The organism is Acidocella facilis ATCC 35904, assembly GCF_000687875.1.
GTDB lineage: Bacteria > Pseudomonadota > Alphaproteobacteria > Acetobacterales > Acetobacteraceae > Acidocella > Acidocella facilis.
The window spans coordinates 147,352-166,813 of sequence record NZ_JHYG01000008.1; the positions used below are offsets into that span (position 1 = coordinate 147,352).

At 65.3% G+C, this 19,462-nt stretch carries 18 protein-coding genes, 1 tRNA gene and 1 pseudogene; 4 read left to right on the plus strand and 16 right to left on the minus strand.

Annotated elements, in window-relative coordinates; translation table 11 throughout:
- Window positions 1-9 precede the first annotated feature (9 nt).
- Window positions 10-474: an Rrf2 family transcriptional regulator gene (locus T331_RS0112275; RefSeq protein ID WP_026440226.1), complete on the plus strand. Its 465-nt coding sequence runs from the start codon at window positions 10-12 to the stop codon at window positions 472-474.
- Window positions 475-646: 172 nt separating this feature from the next.
- Here T331_RS0112275 and T331_RS0112280 read toward each other — a convergent pair whose 3' ends face one another.
- The 14 genes and pseudogenes from T331_RS0112280 to T331_RS0112340 all read right to left on the minus strand — a co-directional run bounded on the left by T331_RS0112280 (window position 647) and on the right by T331_RS0112340 (window position 13,281).
- A complete protein-coding gene (locus T331_RS0112280) occupies window positions 647-1,279 on the minus strand; it encodes a DsbA family protein (RefSeq protein ID WP_026440227.1) in 633 nt (210 codons plus the stop codon).
- Window positions 1,276-1,953, minus strand: a complete 678-nt coding sequence (locus T331_RS0112285; protein WP_026440228.1) for a haloacid dehalogenase type II — start codon at window positions 1,951-1,953, stop codon at window positions 1,276-1,278. Before T331_RS0112285 ends, T331_RS0112280 begins: the two co-directional genes overlap by 4 nt.
- 13 nt (window positions 1,954-1,966) lie before the next feature.
- Entirely contained in the window at window positions 1,967-2,665 is a 699-nt protein-coding gene (locus T331_RS0112290; protein WP_026440229.1) for a glutathione S-transferase family protein, read from the minus strand.
- Entirely contained in the window at window positions 2,665-3,369 is a 705-nt protein-coding gene (locus T331_RS0112295) for a glutathione S-transferase N-terminal domain-containing protein (protein WP_008493753.1), read from the minus strand. The genes T331_RS0112290 and T331_RS0112295 overlap by 1 nt, the downstream gene beginning before the upstream one ends.
- Window positions 3,370-3,374: 5 nt before the next feature.
- Window positions 3,375-3,977, minus strand: coding sequence for a TetR/AcrR family transcriptional regulator (locus T331_RS18280; protein ID WP_035180054.1), 603 nt, complete (start codon window positions 3,975-3,977; stop codon window positions 3,375-3,377).
- Window positions 3,878-4,147: pseudogene (gene tnpB / locus T331_RS20585) on the minus strand (IS66 family insertion sequence element accessory protein TnpB); the annotation flags it as partial. The gene T331_RS18280 and the pseudogene tnpB, both read right to left, overlap by 100 nt.
- A 121-nt stretch (window positions 4,148-4,268) precedes the next feature.
- A complete protein-coding gene (locus T331_RS0112305) occupies window positions 4,269-4,733 on the minus strand; it encodes a DUF6538 domain-containing protein (protein WP_322786135.1) in 465 nt (154 codons plus the stop codon).
- Window positions 4,734-4,793: 60 nt separating this feature from the next.
- A tRNA-Glu gene (locus T331_RS0112310) sits at window positions 4,794-4,869 on the minus strand.
- 39 nt (window positions 4,870-4,908) lie between these two features.
- The gene (gene recJ, locus T331_RS0112315; protein ID WP_035180056.1) at window positions 4,909-6,678 is read right to left on the minus strand and encodes a single-stranded-DNA-specific exonuclease RecJ; all 1,770 of its coding nucleotides are present in this window, start codon (window positions 6,676-6,678) and stop codon (window positions 4,909-4,911) included.
- Window positions 6,679-6,717: 39 nt separating this feature from the next.
- Window positions 6,718-7,572 carry an energy transducer TonB gene (locus tag T331_RS18285; protein WP_035180058.1) on the minus strand — a complete coding sequence of 285 codons (855 nt, stop codon included), beginning with the start codon at window positions 7,570-7,572 and terminating at the stop codon, window positions 6,718-6,720.
- A gap of 28 nt (window positions 7,573-7,600) precedes the next feature.
- Entirely contained in the window at window positions 7,601-8,131 is a 531-nt protein-coding gene (locus T331_RS0112325) for a glycine zipper family protein (protein ID WP_008493759.1), read from the minus strand.
- A 133-nt stretch (window positions 8,132-8,264) separates the two neighbouring features.
- Window positions 8,265-9,413 (minus strand): molecular chaperone DnaJ, encoded by a 1,149-nt coding sequence (dnaJ, locus tag T331_RS0112330; RefSeq protein WP_026440233.1) that lies wholly within the window; start codon window positions 9,411-9,413, stop codon window positions 8,265-8,267.
- A gap of 186 nt (window positions 9,414-9,599) precedes the next feature.
- Window positions 9,600-11,510 carry a molecular chaperone DnaK gene (gene dnaK / locus T331_RS0112335; RefSeq protein WP_026440234.1) on the minus strand — a complete coding sequence of 637 codons (1,911 nt, stop codon included), beginning with the start codon at window positions 11,508-11,510 and terminating at the stop codon, window positions 9,600-9,602.
- A 196-nt stretch (window positions 11,511-11,706) separates the two neighbouring features.
- Complete coding sequence (locus T331_RS0112340; RefSeq protein ID WP_026440235.1) at window positions 11,707-13,281, minus strand: 2-isopropylmalate synthase; 1,575 nt, start codon at window positions 13,279-13,281, stop codon at window positions 11,707-11,709.
- A 243-nt stretch (window positions 13,282-13,524) separates the two neighbouring features.
- On the opposite strand from T331_RS0112340, the gene T331_RS0112345 reads away from it, so the two are divergent.
- A complete protein-coding gene (locus T331_RS0112345; protein WP_026440236.1) occupies window positions 13,525-14,157 on the plus strand; it encodes an HAD family hydrolase in 633 nt (210 codons plus the stop codon).
- Window positions 14,158-14,289: 132 nt separating this feature from the next.
- On the opposite strand, the gene T331_RS0112350 is transcribed toward T331_RS0112345, so the two are convergent.
- Window positions 14,290-15,180: an SDR family oxidoreductase gene (locus T331_RS0112350; RefSeq protein WP_026440237.1), complete on the minus strand. Its 891-nt coding sequence runs from the start codon at window positions 15,178-15,180 to the stop codon at window positions 14,290-14,292.
- Window positions 15,181-15,262: 82 nt separating this feature from the next.
- On the opposite strand from T331_RS0112350, the gene T331_RS0112355 reads away from it, so the two are divergent.
- On the plus strand, window positions 15,263-16,105 hold the full coding sequence (locus tag T331_RS0112355) for a helix-turn-helix transcriptional regulator (protein ID WP_026440238.1): 843 nt from the start codon (window positions 15,263-15,265) through the stop codon (window positions 16,103-16,105).
- A gap of 19 nt (window positions 16,106-16,124) precedes the next feature.
- The gene (locus T331_RS0112360) at window positions 16,125-18,845 is read left to right on the plus strand and encodes an ATP-dependent DNA helicase (protein ID WP_026440239.1); all 2,721 of its coding nucleotides are present in this window, start codon (window positions 16,125-16,127) and stop codon (window positions 18,843-18,845) included.
- An 80-nt stretch (window positions 18,846-18,925) separates the two neighbouring features.
- On the opposite strand, the gene T331_RS19530 is transcribed toward T331_RS0112360, so the two are convergent.
- On the minus strand, window positions 18,926-19,369 hold the full coding sequence (locus tag T331_RS19530; RefSeq protein WP_244876955.1) for a hypothetical protein: 444 nt from the start codon (window positions 19,367-19,369) through the stop codon (window positions 18,926-18,928).
- Window positions 19,370-19,462: the final 93 nt, after the last annotated feature.

The window sequence follows — 19,462 nt, forward strand, 5'->3', positions numbered from 1 at the left end:
AGTGCAAGGATGCATCTCACCCGGTTCACCGATTACGGCTTGCGGACGCTGATCTACCTGGCCATGCGGCCCGACCGGCTGGCGCAGATCAGCGACATTGCCGCCGCCTACCGGGTTTCGGAAAACCATATGACGAAAGTGGTGCACCGGCTGGGCCAGGCCGGGCTGATCGAGACGATACGCGGCCGCCAGGGCGGGATGCGGCTGGCGCATCCGCCGGCACAGATCCGTATTGGCGATGTGGTGCGCAAGCTGGAGCCGGATTTCGCCCTGGTGGAATGCCAGGGCGATGGCAGCTGCGCGATCCGCGGCGCCTGTGGGCTGGAGCGCGTGCTGGACGAGGCGCTGGCGGCGATGCTGGCGGTGCTGGAGCGCTACACGCTGGAGGATGTCATCGCCGGCAACATGGCCTCGCTGCGCCGGCGCCTGGGCCTGGCGCTGCCGGGCGAAGGGGCGCCGGGCCGGGTGACGTAAAAGCGATCACGAAGAATGACATGCGAGGTTTTCAGTGAGTCTATGGAGGCTTTCAGGCGTTCCAGCGCATTTGTCGTGTGGATGATTTATGATCGCCACATCGAAGGCAAAACACGGGAACACCTCGCAACGGCGTCGCCTTGCTCACAACAGGGAGAAAAATCGGCGGTACCTACAATGTCTCCAGCCAGGCCGTAAGTGCTGGAATCAGCCTGTCCGCCCGCTGAAAGCCGTTCGTTACGAGTGCATAGCCACTCTGATCTCCCGTCCCGGCGATAAGTGTGGGAAAACCTCGTATGCCCGCTTGCTGCGCCAGGGCGAAATCCTGCATGGTTTCCGCCGCCACGGCAGCGTCATTGAACGGCGTTTTAAAGCCGAACTCGTCCATGCCCAGTTCCATCGCCAGGTCGGTCAGCACCTCGGCCGCCGTCACGTCGCGGTTTTCGGCGTAAAAGGCGCGTTGAATCCGCGCCAGCGCGGCGAGCCCGCTGGTCATGCCCTGCTGGCGAAAAACCACCACGGCGCGGCTGGCGGGCTCGGTGTCGTACACGAAGCCCTCGCGCTCGAAAAAGCTGAAATCAAATGGCTGACCGGAAGCCTCGCCCACATGCTCCCAATGCGCGCGGATCTCGGCGCGGTCTGACTCCGTCATGGCGTTTATATTGCCAGGACGCAACCCGCCCAGAACCAGGCGCACCGGCAGGGCATCGCCGAACCGACGCGTGATGGCCTCGATCACCGGCGAAAACCCCCAGCACCAGGAGCACATCGGGTCAGCGAAATAAACCAGATGCGGGCCGGTCATGAGGGGGCAAGCCCGAGCAGCGCCGGCAGCGCGGCCAGGCTGGTGACCTCATGCGCCGGGGCGCCGGGCAGGCGCTCGCGGCGCTGGCCGTAGCGGTTGCACCAGACCACGTGCAGGCCGAAATCCGCCGCCGCATGCGCATCCCAGCCATTGGAGGATTGGAAGCTGATCTCCGCCGCCATCAGCCCCAGCCTGTCCAACGCATATTGATAGACCCGCCGTTCGGTTTTGTAGGTTTGCAGCGGATGGACGGAGAGCACCTCGTCGAACAGCCCGTCCAGCCCCGAACTGACCAGGGAGGATGCCAGCATTGCCGGGGTGCCGTTGGAGAGAATGGCGGTTTTCACCCCGGCCCGGCGCAGAGCGCGCAGCATGTCTGGCACCTCGGGGAAGGCGTGCAGCGTCTCGAACAGCCCCATCAGCGCCGCGTGACGCTGCGGGCTGGCGAGACCCAGGCTCTCCAAAGCGAATTCCAACGCCTCGGCGGTAACCTGGCGGAAATCCGCGTAGCGCCCCTGCAGGGCGCGCAGCCAGGTATATTGCAGCTGCTTGTCGCGCCAGAGCGCGCTCAAGGGGGCGCGCTGCTCGGGCGGAACCTGGTCGCAGCGCGCCGTGGCGGAGGCTAGGTCGAACAAGGTTCCGTAGGCGTCGAAGACACAAGCTTTAATCGCCATGTCAGCCCCTCCTTCAAGCCGCGGCGGGCATGGCGAGAGCCAGCCCTTCATAGGCATTGAGCATGCGCGTGAACCAGCCCGACAGAGCGGATTCGGCGCTGGTCACGTCATGTCCGCCGCACACGCGCTGCCATTGCAGCGCGGCGAAGACGACATGGTCAGCATAGGCCGGGCCCTCACCGGCGAGATAAGGTTGCTGACCGAGCGTGGCCGCCAGCGGCCGCAGTGCCTGGCGCAGCGCGCTCAGATGCGCCTCACGTTCCGCCGCCAGATCCGCCAGGCTGCACCCGAAGAAAGCCTCGCGCGTGGTCTTGAAATAATCCTGGTCCCTGGGATGCAGCATGGCGTGGATCTCCGGCAGGATCAGCCGGGCGATCGCCGGATGCAGCACGGTCTCGGTCCAGTCATTGACGAAGCGGGTCAGGGCCTTGCCGGCCACGCCGTTGAAAAGCGAGGGACGATCCGGATAGGTCGCCTCCAGATATTCGGCGATCGCCCAGCTATCCACCACGCAGCGCCCCGCATCGACGAGCACCGGCACCTTGCCCTGGCCGGAAAAAGCAATCTCCTGCTTCTCGGTGAAGCGCCAGGCGATGGTTTCGACAGGCAGGTTTTTATGCGCCAGGGCCAAGCGCACGCGCCAGCAATTCGGACTGAAGCGGATGCTCTCATCCTTGGCGGCGAGGTCGTAAAGCTTGATCGTGGTGGTCATTATTTGCTCTCCGTGAGGTTGGTCGCGGTCTGGCCGAACAGGATGGCGCGCGCCTCCTCGCTCACCACCGGCGCGGTGTTGATCTTCTCCGCCAGCGCGTAGGCGCGCTGCACCGCCGGACGCTCGCCCACCAGCGCGAACCAGCGCGCCAGATGCGGGAAATCCTCTAGCGTCTGCTTCTGATTTTTGTGGAGCTTGATCCAGGGATGGCAGGCCATGTCGGCGATGGAGTAATCCCCGGCAATGTAATCGCGCCCGGCCAGGCGCTTGTTGAGCACGCCATAGAGACGGTTGGTCTCGTTCACATAGCGGTCGATGGCATATTGAATTTGCACCGGCGCGTATTGCACGAAATGGTGGTTCTGGCCGGCCATCGGCCCAAGCCCGCCCATCTGCCAATAGAGCCATTGCAGCACTTCGAAGCGCGGGCGGGGCGCGCGGGGTAGAAATTGTCCGGATTTATCGGCCAGATATTCCAAAATCGCGCCGGATTCGAAAATGCTGAGCGGCCCGGCGCCGTCCTCGGGCGTGTGGTCAACCATGGCGGGCATGCGGTTATTAGGCGAAATCGCCAGAAATTCAGGCGCGAATTGTTCACCCTTGCTGATATTCACCGGCACGATCTTGTAAGGCAGGCCGGTCTCCTCGAGAAAGATTGTGACCTTATGGCCATTTGGCGTGGTCCAGTAATAAAGATCGATCACTTGCATCAAGCTCCTGGTTTAAGGGTTAGTCCGAGCGGGGCCAGGTTGGCCTCAACCAGCCGGCGCAGGCGCACCGGGTCCGGGTCCAACCGGGCGAGAACACGCAACGCCAGCACGGCGCCAAACAGCCCTTCGGCCGCGCGGCTTGGCTCGGTGCCCGGCGGGAGCAGCCCGGCCAGAACGGCACGCTCAATCTGGGCGCGCAGGAAGGCTTCCACCTCGCCGAGCCGTTCGCGAACCAAGCCGCGTGTGGCGGTGTCCGCCGCACCGTCCAGCGCGGTGTTGATGAGCAGACAGCCTGACGGCGTTTCGGTCGAGCAAGAGAGGGCGATTAGCGCCGCGAACAACCCGGCGATGGCGTCACGAGGGTCGGGCGAGGCGGCCAAGCCCGGCAAGAGCTGACCGCTCAGCCCGGTATCGGCATAGCGGCGCAAGACTTCACGAAACAATCCAGACTTATCACCGAAGCGGTTATAAAGTGCCGCCGTGGATAATTTGGTGGCGTTCGTCAGATCCCGCAGGGAGGTGGCGGCGTAGCCTTGACGCCAGAACACGTCACGGGCGCGGTCGAGCAGGGCGTCATCATCGAGTGTACGGGGGCGTGCCATCGATCAGATAATAATAGATCGATCGGTTTATAACAAGATCGCTGCCGTTTACAAAACAGCCCCCCAAGGCCATCCCACCACAGGATCTTCACCAGATCGCCGCGTTTGCCGCGGAACACATAGAGCGTGCCGTTATGCGGATCGAGGCTCAGCATGGTCTGCACCTGCGCCGCTAGAGCCTCAAGCTTTTAGCTTGAGGCTCTAAGTTTTGTTTTAGCAAGCAATTTCATGTGTTTATCTTGACGCTGGCGCGTCAACCTAAACACACACTGCTTTATCGTATCGAAATCCTTACGCATGTCCGTCGTCCCGCAGGCAAGGTAGATGCGGGCATTCTCCTGGCAAGCCGATCAACGTAATATTGAGGAACAGGTTTTTGAGTTTCTCATCAAACTCCTTTTTCAAGCTCTGCAACTTGGCCTCCAAAGCCTGCTTTTCTTGCTCAAATTCACGTCCCAACTCGAACGCGGCCGACACGAGGGCTTCTTCCCTCGCGCTCCTGCAGTTCAAGCTGTTCAGTGCATCTCTCATCTTGAGAGCGATTATGTGGAGGCAGGCCGCATAATCTAAGTAGATTTTTGCAGCCCGAATTTTCGCCAGTCTCGAATCGCTGGTCATCAACGACCCAACGACATGAGTACGACCCAAAACAGCGGCTGCCTCAAGCGGCAACCGGGCTCGGAAATAATATCTTTGACGCCGTCTCTCGACGTACGAACACATCGCCATGAATGTCGTCCCGTGTGTCACAAGCATGTGTCACAAGTAGGGGAAGACACCCTTAAATATCTAATGATATCAATATATTAGATGATATGGCGTCCCCAAGGGGATTCGAACCCCTGTTACCGCCGTGAGAGGGCGGTGTCCTAGGCCTCTAGACGATGGGGACTAAAGGTGGAGCGCCTGATAAGGCCCTCTTCGTCCCGCGTCAAGCCGGCGCCGCGTCGGTGATGAAAAAACCTGCCGAGACCCTGCCCTGCCAGGATTCCGCCCGCAAATGTCCCGCCAGATGCAGCGGCGCGCCGCCGACGCGGCTCAGCGCCTCGGCCAGCGGGCCGTCCTTGGCGCGGAACAGCAGCGCCTTCATCCGCCCACCGCCCTCGCCTTCCAGCATCACCCGGATGGTGTTGCCGTCCTTGCCGATGCGGTCGGTCTTCACCACCCGCGCGCGCGGCAGCACGAAGAGCGGCTCCTCATTGCCGGTGCCAAACGGCCCGAGCCTCGCCACCATCTGCGCCAGCGCGGCATCGGCGCCGGCCAGCCCCAGCACGCCGTCCAGCATCAGCTCGGCACTCGGCGGCAGCAGCGCGGCGGTGGCCAGACGGTCGTTCAGGAAGCCGTGGAAGGTGGAGAGCGCCGTCTCCGGGGCGGAGAAGCCCGCCGCCATGGCATGGCCGCCACCGGTGGCCAAAATCCCGCTCTGCCGCGCCGCGATCACCGCCGCCCCCAGATCGATCCCCGGCACTGACCGCCCGGAGCCCTTGGCGATGCCATCAGCAATCCCCGCCACCAAAGCCGGGCGATTAAACCGCTCCTTCACCCGCCCCGCGACGATGCCGACCACCCCCGGATGCCAGCCTTCCTGCGCCAACAGGATAATGCCGTGCCCGCCCGCCACCTGCGCCTCGGCGCGGGTCATGGCGTCGGTCGTCACGCCGGCTTCGACGGTCTGGCGCTGCTTGTTCACCGCGTCCAGCGCCTGGGCCAGTGCGGTGGCCAGCTCGGTATCCTCGGCCAGCAGCAGCCGCAGCCCCATATCCGCCTCGGCGATGCGCCCGGAGGCGTTGATGCGCGGCCCCAGCGCGAAGCCGCAATGCATCGCCGTCGGCGCCTCGTTCAGCTTGGCCACCTCCAGCAGCGCCGCCAGGCCGGGGCGGGCGCGCCTGGCCATCACCTTCAGCCCCTGCACCACAAAGGCGCGGTTGAGCCCGCTCAGCGGCATCACGTCGCAAATCGTGGCCAGCGCCACCAGGTCGAGCATCTCCCGCAGATCCGGCTCCGCCTTATCGGCGAAGAAGCCGCGCCGGCGCAGCGTGCGCAACAACGCCACGGCGGTGAGAAAGGCCACGGCGGCGGCACAGATATGGCGCAGCTCCGAGGGGCAATCCAGCCGGTTCGGGTTCACCGTGGCGCAGACCGGCGGCGGCGGGCCCTCTGATTTATGATGGTCCAGCACGATGATGTCGGCGGCATTATGCAGCGGCGCGAAGGCGGCATGCGCCGCGGTGCCGCAATCCACACACACGATCAGGCTCGCCCCGCGCTCCACCATCGCCCGCAGCGCATCGCTGTTCGGGCCATAGCCTTCGGTCAGCCGGTCCGGCACGTGATAGGTCACCGCGCAGCCGAGCTGGCGCAGCAGCGTCACCATCAAGGCCGCCGAGCAGGCGCCATCGACATCGTAATCGCCAAATACGCCGACCATCTCGCCCTTGAGCACCGCATCGGCCAGCCGCCCGGCGGCGACATCCATGTCGATCAGGCTGGACGGGTCCGGCAGCATCGCCCGCAGCGTCGGGTCCAGGAAGGTGGGGGCGTGGTCCACGGTGACACCGCGCGAGGCCAGCAACCGCCCCATCAGCTCAGGGATGCCCAGCTGCTGCGCCAGTCCCTCGCCCTGGCGCTCCGCCTGGCCTGGCCGCCAGATCCAGCTCTTGCCGCTCAGACTCTGGGTGATGCCGAAAACATGCGCGTCCATCCGCCGGTTCAGCCAGAATGCGCGAGTCGATGCAAGCGTTCAGCGGATCAGCTGGTAATGCACGGTGTAGCGCACCGTCACATGGTCATCCTTCGCGTCCGGCGGGAAAGGCGGCAGGGTATTGTCCCTGAACAGCTGCTCCCAGGCCTGGTCCAGGAAGGGCGAGCCGGCGGAATCCAGCAGCTTCAGCCCGGTCACATGGCCCTGGCGGTCGACGGTGAATTCCACCGTGGCGGTGCCTTCCTGATTCTGCTCGATCGCGGCTTGCGGATAATAAGCGTGCTCCTGCACCCATTTGGTCAGCGCCGCATCCCAGTCCGCCCCGGCATTGCCCTTCACCGAGAAATCCGAGGCGGTGGCCGCCTGCGCGTCGGAGGTCGGCATGTTCAGTTTCAGACCGCGCGGCGCGGGTGGCGCGGCGGGGGCGGCCGGTGACGGATTGCCGTAGTTCATCCCGTCCAGCAGCACATATTTCTGCGCTGGCGCGGCGCGGTGCGGGCGCGCTGCATGGGCCGGACGCCGCGGCGGAGTTGGCAGGGGCGGCGGGTTGGGCAGCGCCGTCAGCGGCACATCCGGCACCTGCACTTCCGTCGCGCCCGGATTGGGCGCGGGCTGGGCCGGGGCGGCGGGCGGCGGCGGGGGCGGTTTGGGCGCCTGCGCCGGCTGCGGCGGGCCGTGCAGCGGGCTCTGCGGCGCGGTGGTCTGCGGGCCGGTGCCCTCGCTGTCGAACACCACGGACAGGCCAGGCGGGCTTTGCGGCTCCGGCGGGGGGCGCACCCGCACCAGCAGGGCGGCGGCAATCACCAGCGCATGCAAAAGCAGCGCCGCCCCCCAGGCCCATGGGTTGCGGCGCCATTTGCGAACCGGCGTGGCGAGATGCGGTCTCGCCACCATTACATCGTCAGTCCCGACCCCGGCAGGCTCAGGGACGGTAATAATAATATCCCGGAGGGGGCGGAGGGGGCGCGGCATAATAGGCGGGCGGCGCTGCGTAATAGGCCGGTGCGGCAGCTTGCTGGATCGTCTCGCCATGTCCCACCATGCACTGCGCGTAGGCTACATTATACCGGTGCTGCAGCGAATCCGCCGTCGCCTGGGTATTATTACCCGCCACGGCGGCGCCGCCAAGCAGCCCCGCCCCGGCGCCGATGGCCGCCCCCGCGCCGACATTGCCGGAGAGCGAGCCCAGCACCGCGCCAGCGCCGGCGCCGATGGCGGTGCCAAGCGCCGCGGTGGCGACGGAATTATTCTGCGAATTCTGCGCGGTTGCCCCGGCATAGGGCATCTGCGACTGCGCATAGGCCTGGCAGCTCGCCTGATCCGCCTGGAACTGCTCCCAGCTTTTGCCGGGGCCGGGCAGTGCCGTAATGGTAGGGCCGGTCGGCGTGGCCGCCGTGCAGGCCCCCAGAGCCAGCAGCGGCACCAAGGCCGCCACCGTGATTTTGTTCAACATCCGAAACTCCCTAACAAGGCTTTCAAACCACCCACTTATCTAATCCCTGGCCGGGCCTTCGCCAACGCGCCGGCCAAATGGATTACAATTCGTAGCGTGGCGAAATTGCCGGATTTATAGGGCAGAAATAGGACTAATTGCCCTCCGCGACACCTTTTAAGAAATCCTTCACCTTCGCGAAGAAGCCCTCATGCTCCGGGCTGCCAGCCTGATGGCTGGCGGATTCCTGGTCGAACTGCTCCAGCAGCTCGCGCTGGCGCTTGGTCAGGCTCTGCGGGGTCTCCACCGCCACCTGGATATACATATCGCCACGCTGGGTCGAACGCAGCACCGAAAACCCCTTGGCGCGCAAGCGGAACTGGTCGCCCGACTGGGTGCCGGCCGGGATCTTCACCCGCGCGGCGCTGCCATCGATCGCCGGTACCTCGATCTCCCCGCCCAGAGCCGCCTGGGCCATGCGCAGCGGCACCCGGCAGAAAATATTCGCCCCGTCGCGCTGGAAGATCGCATGCGGGCGGATCGCGACATGCACATAGAGATCGCCCGGCTGCGCGCCGCGCGGTCCGGCCTCGCCCTCGCCGGCCAGGCGGATGCGGGTGCCATCCTCCACCCCGGCGGGGATCTGCACCGCGAGCGTGCGCTCACGCGGCACCGTACCCGCACCGGAACATACCCGGCATGGGTTGCGCACGGTATGGCCGCTGCCGCCGCAGGTCGGACAGGTGCGCTCGACCACGAAGAAGCCCTGCTGGGCGCGCACCCGGCCAGCTCCGCCGCAGGTGGCGCAGCTATCGGCGCTGGCATTCTTGTCGGCGGAGCCGGAGCCGTTACAGGCATCGCAGGCCATCCGGGTCGCCACGCGCACATTCGCCTTGGTGCCGGCGAAGGCTTCCGTGAGGTCGATGGTCACGGCGGCCTTGATGTCGGCGCCGGTCTGCGCGCGCTCAGCGCCGCGCCGGCCGCCACCGCCGAACATCTGTTCGAAAATATCGCCGAGCCCGCCCTCAAACCCACCGAAGCCGCCGCCAAAGCCGCCACCGCCGCCCATGCCGCCATTCTCGAAGGCGGAATGGCCGAACCGGTCATAGGCGGCGCGCTTCTGATCGTCCTTCAGAACGTCATAGGCTTCGTTCAACTCCTTGAATTTCGCCTCCGCCGCCGTGTCGCCCGGGTTGCGGTCCGGGTGATATTGCATGGCGAGCTTGCGGTAGGCCTTTTTCAGCTCATCGGCGCTGGCGCCACGCGCGACCCCCAGCGTGGCGTAGTAATCCTGTTTGGCCATGGCGGCGCTTTATTCCCTAGCGGCTAGAGCATCAAGCTTTTAGCTTGACGCTCTAAGTTTTGTTTTAGCTAGCAATTTCATGTGTTTATCTTGACGCTGACGCGTCAACCTAAACATATATTGCTCTAGAAACGGAAAATCCCGGGGCCCTCGCCCCGGGATTTCTTGGTCAGCTCAAACCCGGTTTCAGGCGGATTTGTTCTTGTCGTTGACGTCCTCGAAATCGGCGTCCACGACCTTCTCGCCATTCGGCCCAGTGCTCTCGGCCCCCGGCTGCGCCGCGCCGGCGGCGGCCTCGGCCTTGTACATCGCCTCGCCGATCTTCATCGCCACCTGGGTCAGCTTCTCGGAGGCGGCCTTCACCGTCTCGGCGCTGCCGCTCTCCAGCGCGCTCTTGGCTTCGGCAATCGCGGCCTCCGCCTCGGTCTTGTCGGCCGGGGCGATCTTGTCGCCGCCATCCTTCAGGGTCTTCTCAACCTGGTTGATCAGCCCTTCGGTCTGGTTGCGCGCTTCCACCGCCTCGCGCCGCGCCTTGTCAGCCGCCGCGTTCTCCTCGGCATCCTTCACCATGCGCTCGATATCGGCATCCGACAGACCGCCAGAGGCCTGGATACGGATCTGCTGCTCCTTGCCGGTCGCCTTGTCCTTGGCGGAGACGGAGACGATGCCGTTGGCGTCGATATCGAAGGTCACCTCGATCTGCGGCACGCCGCGCGGCGCGGCGGGAATGCCCTGCAGGTCGAAATTGCCCAAGAGCTTGTTGTCCGCCGCCATCTCGCGCTCGCCCTGGAAGACCTTGATGGTCACGGCGGTCTGGCCGTCCTCGGCGGTGGAGAAGGTCTGGCTCTTCTTGGTCGGAATCGTGGTGTTGCGGTCGATCAGACGGGTGAACACGCCACCCAGCGTCTCGATGCCCAGCGACAGCGGGGTCACGTCCAGCAGCAGCACGTCCTTGACGTCGCCCTTCAGCACGCCGCCCTGGATGGCCGCACCAATCGCCACGACCTCGTCGGGGTTCACATTGCGGGCCGGCTCCTTGCCGAAGAAGCTCTTCACCGTCTCGATGACCTTCGGCATGCGGGTCATACCGCCGACCAGGATCACCTCGGAGATCTCACCGGCGGTGACACCGGCATCCTTCAGCGCCGCGCGGCACGGGGCCAAGGTGCGCTCGATCAGATCCTCGACCAGGCTCTCCAGCTTGGCGCGGGTCAGTTTCAGCACCAGATGCTTCGGCCCGGTGGCGTCGGCGGTGATGAAGGGCAGGTTGATCTCGGTCTCCTTGGAGGAGGACAGCTCGATCTTCGCCTTCTCCGCGGCTTCCTTCAGGCGCTGCAGGGCGAGCTTGTCCTTCCGCAGGTCGATGCCCTGGTCCTTCTGGAACTCCGCGGCCAGATAATCGATGATGCGGGCGTCGAAATCCTCACCGCCGAGGAAGGTGTCGCCGTTGGTGGACTTCACCTCGAACACGCCATCGCCCAGCTCCAGCACGGAGACGTCGAAGGTACCGCCACCAAGGTCATAGACCGCGATGGTGCCGGCATTCTTCTTGTCCATGCCGTAGGCCAGAGCGGCCGCCGTCGGCTCGTTGATGATGCGCAGCACCTCAAGCCCGGCGATCTTGCCGGCATCCTTGGTGGCCTGACGCTGGGCGTCGTTGAAGTAGGCCGGCACGGTGATCACCGCCTGGGTGACGGTCTCGCCGAGATAGGACTCGGCGGTCTCCTTCATCTTCGTCAGGATGTAGGAGGAAATCTGGCTCGGCGAATATTTCTCACCGCGCGCCTCAACCCAGGCATCGCCATTATCGCCCTTGGCGATGGTATAGGGCACCAGCCCCTTATCCTTGGCCACGGTCGGGTCGTCATAACGGCGGCCAATCAGGCGCTTGACCGCGAACAGCGTGTTGGTCGGGTTGGTGACGGCCTGGCGCTTGGCGCTCTGGCCGACGAGACGCTCGCCCGAATCAGAGAAGGCGACCATGGACGGCGTGGTGCGCGCGCCCTCGGCGTTCTCGATGACGCGGACATCCTTGCCCTCCAGCACCGCCACGCAAGAATTGGTGGTACCAAGGTCAATACCGATGACTTTGCTCATATATATGCTCCTTTGCAGCGGGTGGCGCCGGCCCGAAGCACCGGAGTCACCCCTTTGAGATGAGTTCTATCTATTCATTGAAACGCCCGGGCACAAGAGCTTTGCGCTCATGTCCCGGGCGTGAAAAACGCGCCGAAAAATTAACTTTTGCCGGGGAAAACGGTGTTATACTGCCCGATTCTCCCGGTTTTGGGCGTTACGCGCTCATCGCCTCCGGGGCGGTGCGGGCGCGCTTGGTCACCAGCTTGTTCAGCGCATGGATATAAGCCCGCACCGCGGCGACGATGGTGTCGGTATCCGCCCCCTGCCCGTCCACGCTCTTGCCCTCCTCGGTCAAGCGCACCGTGCATCGGGCCTGGGCGTCGGTGCCCTCGGTGACGGCGCCGACAGAGAACAAAGCCAGCTCGGCGGTGTGCGGGAAAATACGGCGCATGGCGTTGAAGGCGGCATCCACCGGCCCGTCGCCGCGCTCATCGGCGGCTTTCACCGCGCCGTCGATCTCCAGCTCCAGCTTGGCCCGCGCCGGCTCGCGCGAGCCGGCCCAGACCTCCAGACCGATGAACTTGATCGTCTCATGGCTGCGGACGACCTCGTCATCCACCAGCGCGACGATGTCCTCGTCATACACAACCTTCTTGCGGTCGGCCAAAATCTTGAAGCGGGAGAAGGCGTCGTTCAGCGCGTTATCGCCGATGTCGCCATAGCCCAGCGCGTTCAGCTTGTCGCGGAAGGCGGCACGGCCGGAATGCTTGCCCATCACCAGCGAGGTCTTCTGCCAGCCCACCGATTCCGGGGTCATGATCTCGTAGGTGGCGGCATTCTTCAGCATCCCGTCCTGATGGATGCCGCTCTCATGCGCGAAGGCGTTGCGCCCGACGATCGCCTTGTTCGGCTGCACATCGAAGCCGGTGATCGTCGCCAGCAGCTTGGAGGTGCGCAGGATGCGCGGGGTCTCGATCTGGTGCTGGTAGGGCGCGGCATCCGGCCGGGTGCGGATGGCCATCACCACCTCTTCCAGCGCGGCATTGCCGGCGCGCTCGCCGATGCCGTTGATCGTGCATTCGATCTGCCGGGCCCCGCCCTTCACCGCCGCCAGCGTGTTCGCCACGGCCAGGCCCAGATCATTATGATTATGGGTGGACAAAATCACCTGGTCCGCCCCCGGCACCTTCTCGCGCACGGTGGAGAAGATCCGCACCATATCCTCCGGCACCGCATAGCCGACGGTATCGGGGATATTGATGGTGGTGGCGCCGGCCTTGATCGCCGCCTCCACGCAGCGCAGCAGGAATTCCATGTCGGTGCGGGTGCCGTCCTCGGCGGACCATTCCACGTCGTCGGTGAACTGGCGCGCCAGGGTCACGGATTTGGTCACATGCTCCAGCACCACCTCCGGTTCCATCTTCAGCTTGTATTTCATGTGCAAGGGCGAGGTGGAGATGAAGGTGTGGATGCGCTTGCGCTCGGCGGCGCGAATGGCCTCGCCGGCGCGGGTGATGTCGTTGGGGGCGGAGCGGGACAGGCCGGTGATCACCGGGCCCTTCACCGTCTCGGCGATTTTCTGCACGCTCTCGAAATCGCCCGGCGAGGCGATGGGAAAGCCGGCCTCGATCACATCCACGCCCAACGAAGCCAACGCCTCCGCCATGCGGATCTTCTCGTCCAGATTCATCGAGAAGCCAGGGGATTGCTCGCCGTCGCGCAGCGTGGTGTCGAAAATAATGAGTCGGTTTTCGTCGATCTTGCCGAAATTGGGGTGCGTAAAGCTCATAACTCTGCTCCGAATTTATCTGCCGTGGGCGGTGTTTCTGGCATTCCCCTGAGCGGCGGGCGCGGTCATCGGACACGCGCGAAAAATCACTTATCGCTCAGGGGCGGATAAGTCGAAGGAGCAGCCCAGCGAGGGTGGGGGCAGAAGCCATGCCCTCCGCTTAGACAAATTCCGGGGCCAAGGCAAGCAACGTTTCTATTATGGCCACTTGGCAACAACCCTGCCCCAATCCAGTATCGCCGCATGGATATTCCTGCGCACATCCAGGGCCTGATTTTCGATTGCGACGGCACGCTGGTGGACACCCCGCCCCTTTACGCCGCGGCCTGGATGGCGGCCTTGGCGGAATTCGGGGCCCGGCTGGAGCTGGAATGGTTCCGCCCCCGCGCCGGCCTCTCCGAGGACCTGCTGCTGGACGATGTGGAGCGGCATTTCGGCACCACCCTGCCGCGCGAAGACGTCGCAAGGCTGACCCGCGCACATGTGATGGACAACCTCCACAGCCTGCGGGAGATCCAGGCCGTCGCCAACATCGCCCGCGCCCAGGCCGGGCGGCTGCAGCTGGCCGTCGCCTCCTCCGGCCCCGCCGAGATCGTGCAGACCACGCTGGAGGCCACCGGGCTGCGGCCATTATTCAACGAAATCGTCACCATCGAGGATGTCGCCAACGCCAAGCCGGCGCCGGATCTGTTCCTGGAAGCCGCACGGCGCCTGGGGCTGGCGCCCGATTCCTGCTTGGTGTTCGAGGATAGCGCCCAGGGGCTGCAGGCCGCCTTGCTGGCCGGGATGCCGGCGATCGACATCAACAAGCTGATGGCGGACACCGCCCCGCCGCCGGACGGGCTGAACCGCGTCTATCTGCGCAAGGATCTATAGAGCAAAAGTTTTTTGGTGCCGCTTTTTTACAAAAAAGCGGCGAAAACGTTCGGGGTGTTGGCACTGGCGTTGCCACAGCCCCAACCGTTCATGGGACCTTTTTGAAAAAAGTTCCCACACCCTCAAAAACTTTTACACCGTTTCCAGCTCCAGCCTGGCCAGATCCTCCAGCATGGTCGGTCCGGTCGGACTCCAGCCCAGCGTCTCCCGGGTCCAGGCGCTGGAAGCCGGCATGTCATGCCCGGCAAACATCGCCAGCCAGCCGAAATAGCCCTGCGCCTCGTCCGGGGTGATCGACTTCACCGGCAGCTTCAGCTGCGCGCTCAGCACCCGCGCGATGTCGCGCATCGCCACCCCTTCCTCGGCCACGGCATGATACACCGCCCCCGGCCGCGCCGCCTCCAGCGCCAGCCGGTAGAGCCGCGCCACATCCGCCCGCGCCGCCGCCGGCCAGCGATTCGTCCCCTCGCCGATGAGCGCCAGATAGCCATGCTGCAACGCCAGCTGAATATAATAGCTCACCAGCCCCTGCCGGCGCGGATCATGTACCTGCGGCAGCCGCATGATCGCCCCCGCCCCGCCCTGGTCCGCCAGCGCCCGCGCCGCCTCTTCGGAAGCCGCGCGCGGCACGCTGGCATCCGGCCGCGCGTCTTCCGTCGCCACCGCCCCCGCCTCATTGCGGGCAATGCCGGTGCCGGAGGTGACGATCAGCGGCTTTTTGCTCCCCGCCAGCCCCGCCCCAAGGGCTGCGACGACATGCCGGTCATCCTCGCAATTCGCCATGAAGGTGGAGAAATCATGGTTGAAGGCCAGATGCGCCACGCCATCAGACTCAGCCGCCGCCCTGGTCAGCAATTTGTAATCCTTCATATCGCCGTGCAGGGCGGTGGCGCCGGTCGCTTCCAGCGCGGCGCGCTTGGCCTCGTCACGATACAGCCCGGTCACCTCATGCCCGGCCAGAATCAACTCTTTCACCAAAGCGGAGCCGATAAACCCCGTGGCACCCGTTACAAAAACACGCATGCTCAAATCCTTCCATTTTGCCTCTGGCGGAAGATTTGGCCAGCGCGCTATGGTAGAAAAGACGTGAGTTTATCCTATTATAATGTCTCCTAGCCTCGCCCCCGCCAACGTCCTCGGCACCTATCTGAAAGACCGCCGCGCCCGGCTGGACCCGGCGGCTTTGGGCGTGCCCGCCGCGCGCCGGCGCACCCCCGGCCTGCGCCGCGAGGAGGTGGCCCAGCGCGCCAATATCAGCCCGGCCTGGTACACCTGGCTGGAACAAGGCCGCGGCGGCGCCCCCTCGGCGGATGTGCTGGAGCGCATCGCCCGCGCCTTGATGCTCACCGATATCGAGCGCGAGCATCTCTTCCTGCTTGGCCTCGGCCGCCCGCCGGAGGTGAAATATCGCACCGGCCCCGTCACCCCGCGCCTGCAACGTGTGCTGGACGCACTCTCCCCCACCCCGGCCGTCATCCGCACCGCGATCTGGGATGTCGCCGCCTGGAACCGCGCCGCCTGCGTGCTGCTGGCCGATTACGATTCGCTGCCGCCGGAGAACCGCAACATCTTGCGCCATATGTTCCTGGAGCCCCGCGCCCGCGCCGCCCAGCATGATTGGGAAACCGTCGCCCGCTTCGTGCTCGGCGCCTTCCGGGTGGATACCGCCCGCAGCGGCGCCGCCGCCGAAATCGCCCCGCTGGTCGAGGAGCTTGCCCGCAAAAGCCCGGATTTCGCCCGCATGTGGCAGGAGCACGACCTCCACGGCGCCCCTGGCGAGGCGGTGAAGCATATCAAGCACCCGCTGCTGGGCCCGCTCGCCTTCGAATATTCCGCCTTCGCGGTCGATGGCCGGCCGGATCTGACCCTGGTCATCTACAACCCGCTGGAGGCGAAAGATCTCGCCCGCCTCGCCGCTTTGCTCGACAAACCCCAAGACAAACCGTGAACAGCCACCTATAACCGGGATGATGCCGCCCCTCCCCGCCCTGCCCGCTTTGGCCGCCGGCCATGGCCGCGCCGTCCTGCTGGATGCGGACGGGGTGATTTCGACCATCAAGCCTGGCACGGTGGCGCGCCAGGTCGGCGCCTCCATCCCGCTCGCCATCCATGTGCCGGCCACCCTCCGGCGCCTCGGCAACCCGGCGATTCAGCTGCTGGACCTGCTGGAGCTGTTCGCCTTCGTGCACCCGGCGCAAAGCCTCGCCCCCACCCCGGCCGGGCTGGCGCGGGCGCTGGAAATCCCTGTGCCGACCTCGCTCGACTCCGCCGCCCAGGCGCTGCCGGAAATGGCCGAACTGCTGCTCACCCGTCTGGCCGCGGGCAAGGACACCCCGGCCAACCGCGACGCCCCTGGCCTTGCCGCCCGCATGGGCGCCGCCGGCTGGCTCTGGGCGCCCTATGTCCTGAACGCCCTCGGCCAGCCCGACGCCAAGCCGGACGGCATGGCCATGCGCCTCTGGAAACGCCTGCCGAAATGGGAGGAAGTCGCGCCGCGCCCGCCGCCGTCGAGCTTTCCCATCACCCCGGTCGAAGCCCGCGCGCGCCTGGCCTCCCTGCTCGGCCCCGAGGCTGAACAACGCCCCGCCCAGGCGGATTTCTGCTCCGCCGCCACCGCCGCCTTTGCGCCAAGGGAGGTCGAGGGCAGCCCGCAAGTGGTGCTCGCCGAGGCCGGCACCGGCACCGGCAAGACCATGGGCTATCTCGCTCCCGCCTCGCTCTGGGCCACGCGCAACAAGGGCGCGGTCTGGGTCTCCACCTATACCCGGCATCTGCAACGCCAGATCGAGCAGGAAGCCCAACGCCTGCCCGCCGGCAGCAATGTCGTGCTGCGCAAGGGCCGGGAGAATTATCTCTGCCTGCTGAATTTCGAAGACGCGATGAACGCCGAAACCCGCGCCATCCCGCTCGGGCTCATCGCCCGCTGGGCCGCCGCGAGTGCCGATGGCGATCTCTTCGGCGGCGACCTGCCCGGCTGGTTCGCCGAGCTTTACGGCCAGGGGCTGCTGGCCTCCATCGCGGACCGGCGCGGCGAATGCATCCATGCCGCCTGCCCGCATTTCTCCAGCTGCGTCATCGAGCGCGTCATCCGCAATGCCCGCCAGGCGGATCTGGTCATCGCCAACCATGCGCTGGTGATGGCGCAATCCGTCTGGGGCGGGCTGGATGATGACAGCGTGCCGACACGCTACGTGTTCGACGAAGGCCACCATATTTTCGATGCCGCCGACAGCGCCTTTGCCATCGAGCTCTCCGGCACCGCGATGGCGGAGCTGCGCCGCTGGCTGCTGGGAGCGGAGGGCACGCGCTCACGCGCCCGCGGCCTCGCCAAACGGCTGGAGGACATGGCGGCGGTGGACGAGCCCACCCACAAAGCCATCCTGCAGGCCGTGCATCTGGCCAAATGCCTGCCCGCGCCGATGTTCTCCGTGCGCCTCGACCCGGAACTCGCCGCCGATGACAATCCGGCCGAAGCCCTGCTGCGCGCCTTGCGCGCCCAGTCCCGCGCCCGCGCCACCGAGGCCGACCTCAACGCCCCCTTCGGCTTCGAGACCGATCTGCACCCGCTGAATGAGGACGCGCTGCCCGCCGCCCGCAAACTCTCCCAGGCGATGGCCCTGCTGCGCGCGCCCCTGGTGGCCTTGCGCGCGCGCATGCTGGAACGGCTGGAGACCGAGCCGGACCTCGAAGAGGCGATGCGCCAGCGGCTGGAGAGCACCGCCCGCAGCCTGAAACGCCGCGCCATCGACCCGCTCTCCGGCTGGGGCCGCATCCTGGACGGCATGGAGGCCGAGCCCGCCCCCGGCGAGCGCCCGGCGCGCATCGAATTCCTGCGTCTGGACCGCGAGGCCGGCACGGACAAGGACATCGCTTTGCTCTCGCATCTTCTGGACCCGACGGAGGCCTTCACCCAATCCATCGCCGCCCCGGCGCATGGGCTGCTGATCACCTCCGCCACCTTGCGCGACGGCACGGATATGGAAGAGGCCTGGGAAAATGCCGAGGCCCGCACCGGCGCCGCGCATCTCGCCGCACCTGCCATCCGCGCGGCCTTCGACAGCCCCTTCGATTATGGCGAACGCACCCGCGTCGTGCTGGTCTCGGACGTCAACACCCAGGATCTCGGCCAGCTCGCCGGCGCCTACAAGGCCTTGTTCGAGGCGGCCGGCGGCGGCGGGCTCGGGCTGTTCACCGCGATCTCGCGCCTGCGCGCCGTGCACGCGAAAATCGCAGCCCCGCTCGAGGAGAAAAACATCCCGCTCTACGCCCAGCATGTCGACGCGATGGATAACGCGACGTTAGTGGATATCTTCCGCGCCGAGGAACATTCCTGCCTGCTCGGCACCGATGCGATGCGCGACGGCGTGGACATCCCCGGCAATTCCCTGCGGCTGGTGGTGTTCGAGCGCACCCCCTGGCCGCGCCCGGACATTCTCCACCGCACGCGCCGCACCCATCTGAGCCACGGCGCGCCGAAGGATTACGACGACGCGATCGTGCGCCTGCGCCTGCGCCAGGCCTTCGGCCGCCTGATCCGCCGCGCCGACGACCGCGGCGTCTTCGTCCTGCTCGACCGCGCCTTCCCCTCAAGGCTGCTCACGGCCTTTCCGGAACAGGCGCGGATCATACGGTCCTCACTGTCGGAAGCGGTGACGGGGATCGGGCGGTTTTTGCGGGAGGAGGTTTGAGGGGGGGGGGGAGTGGGCCGAGAACTGCCCGGGCCAACGAAGTTTGCAAAACTGTTGTGTCAAATAGGGGCTGGCGAGACTTATGTTTTCGTTACGTTTGTATTCGCCAGATCACGAACAAGCGTGAAATCCGGCGCTTCTGGTCCCAGCCCAGGGTTAGGCGCTGCTAAGGGTGGTTTTTGTGCCACGTAAGGACGCCAGTTTTCGAATAGTGGGAGTTGCAAATGGTCTGATTGTCGTCTGAAGCGGCGCAGATCGGGATGTGGTGGAAACACATCTTTTAACCTGTTGGCGTGCATCAATGCCAACCTCAGAGGGTGAATGCCTTTTGGCACAGTCAGCGGAGGAATAATTTGACCGGACCGAATCCCTTTGGCGGTGTCTTCCAAACCCGCGACGAGTTTTATTTCATCCGGTGTCAGCAGATCTCCAAAGAGATGAATATCAGCTACAAGATCGTCAATCTGCGCCGCGATGACCGGGAAATGACGAGGCTTGAGCAAGCCAGGGCCTTGTAGGATCACTGAACCGCTCCATGTTTGCCGGAGGCATCAACTCTTGAGAGGATGGTGTCATGACGAACAGAACGAGCAACAAGTTTTCGCCTGAGGTTCGCG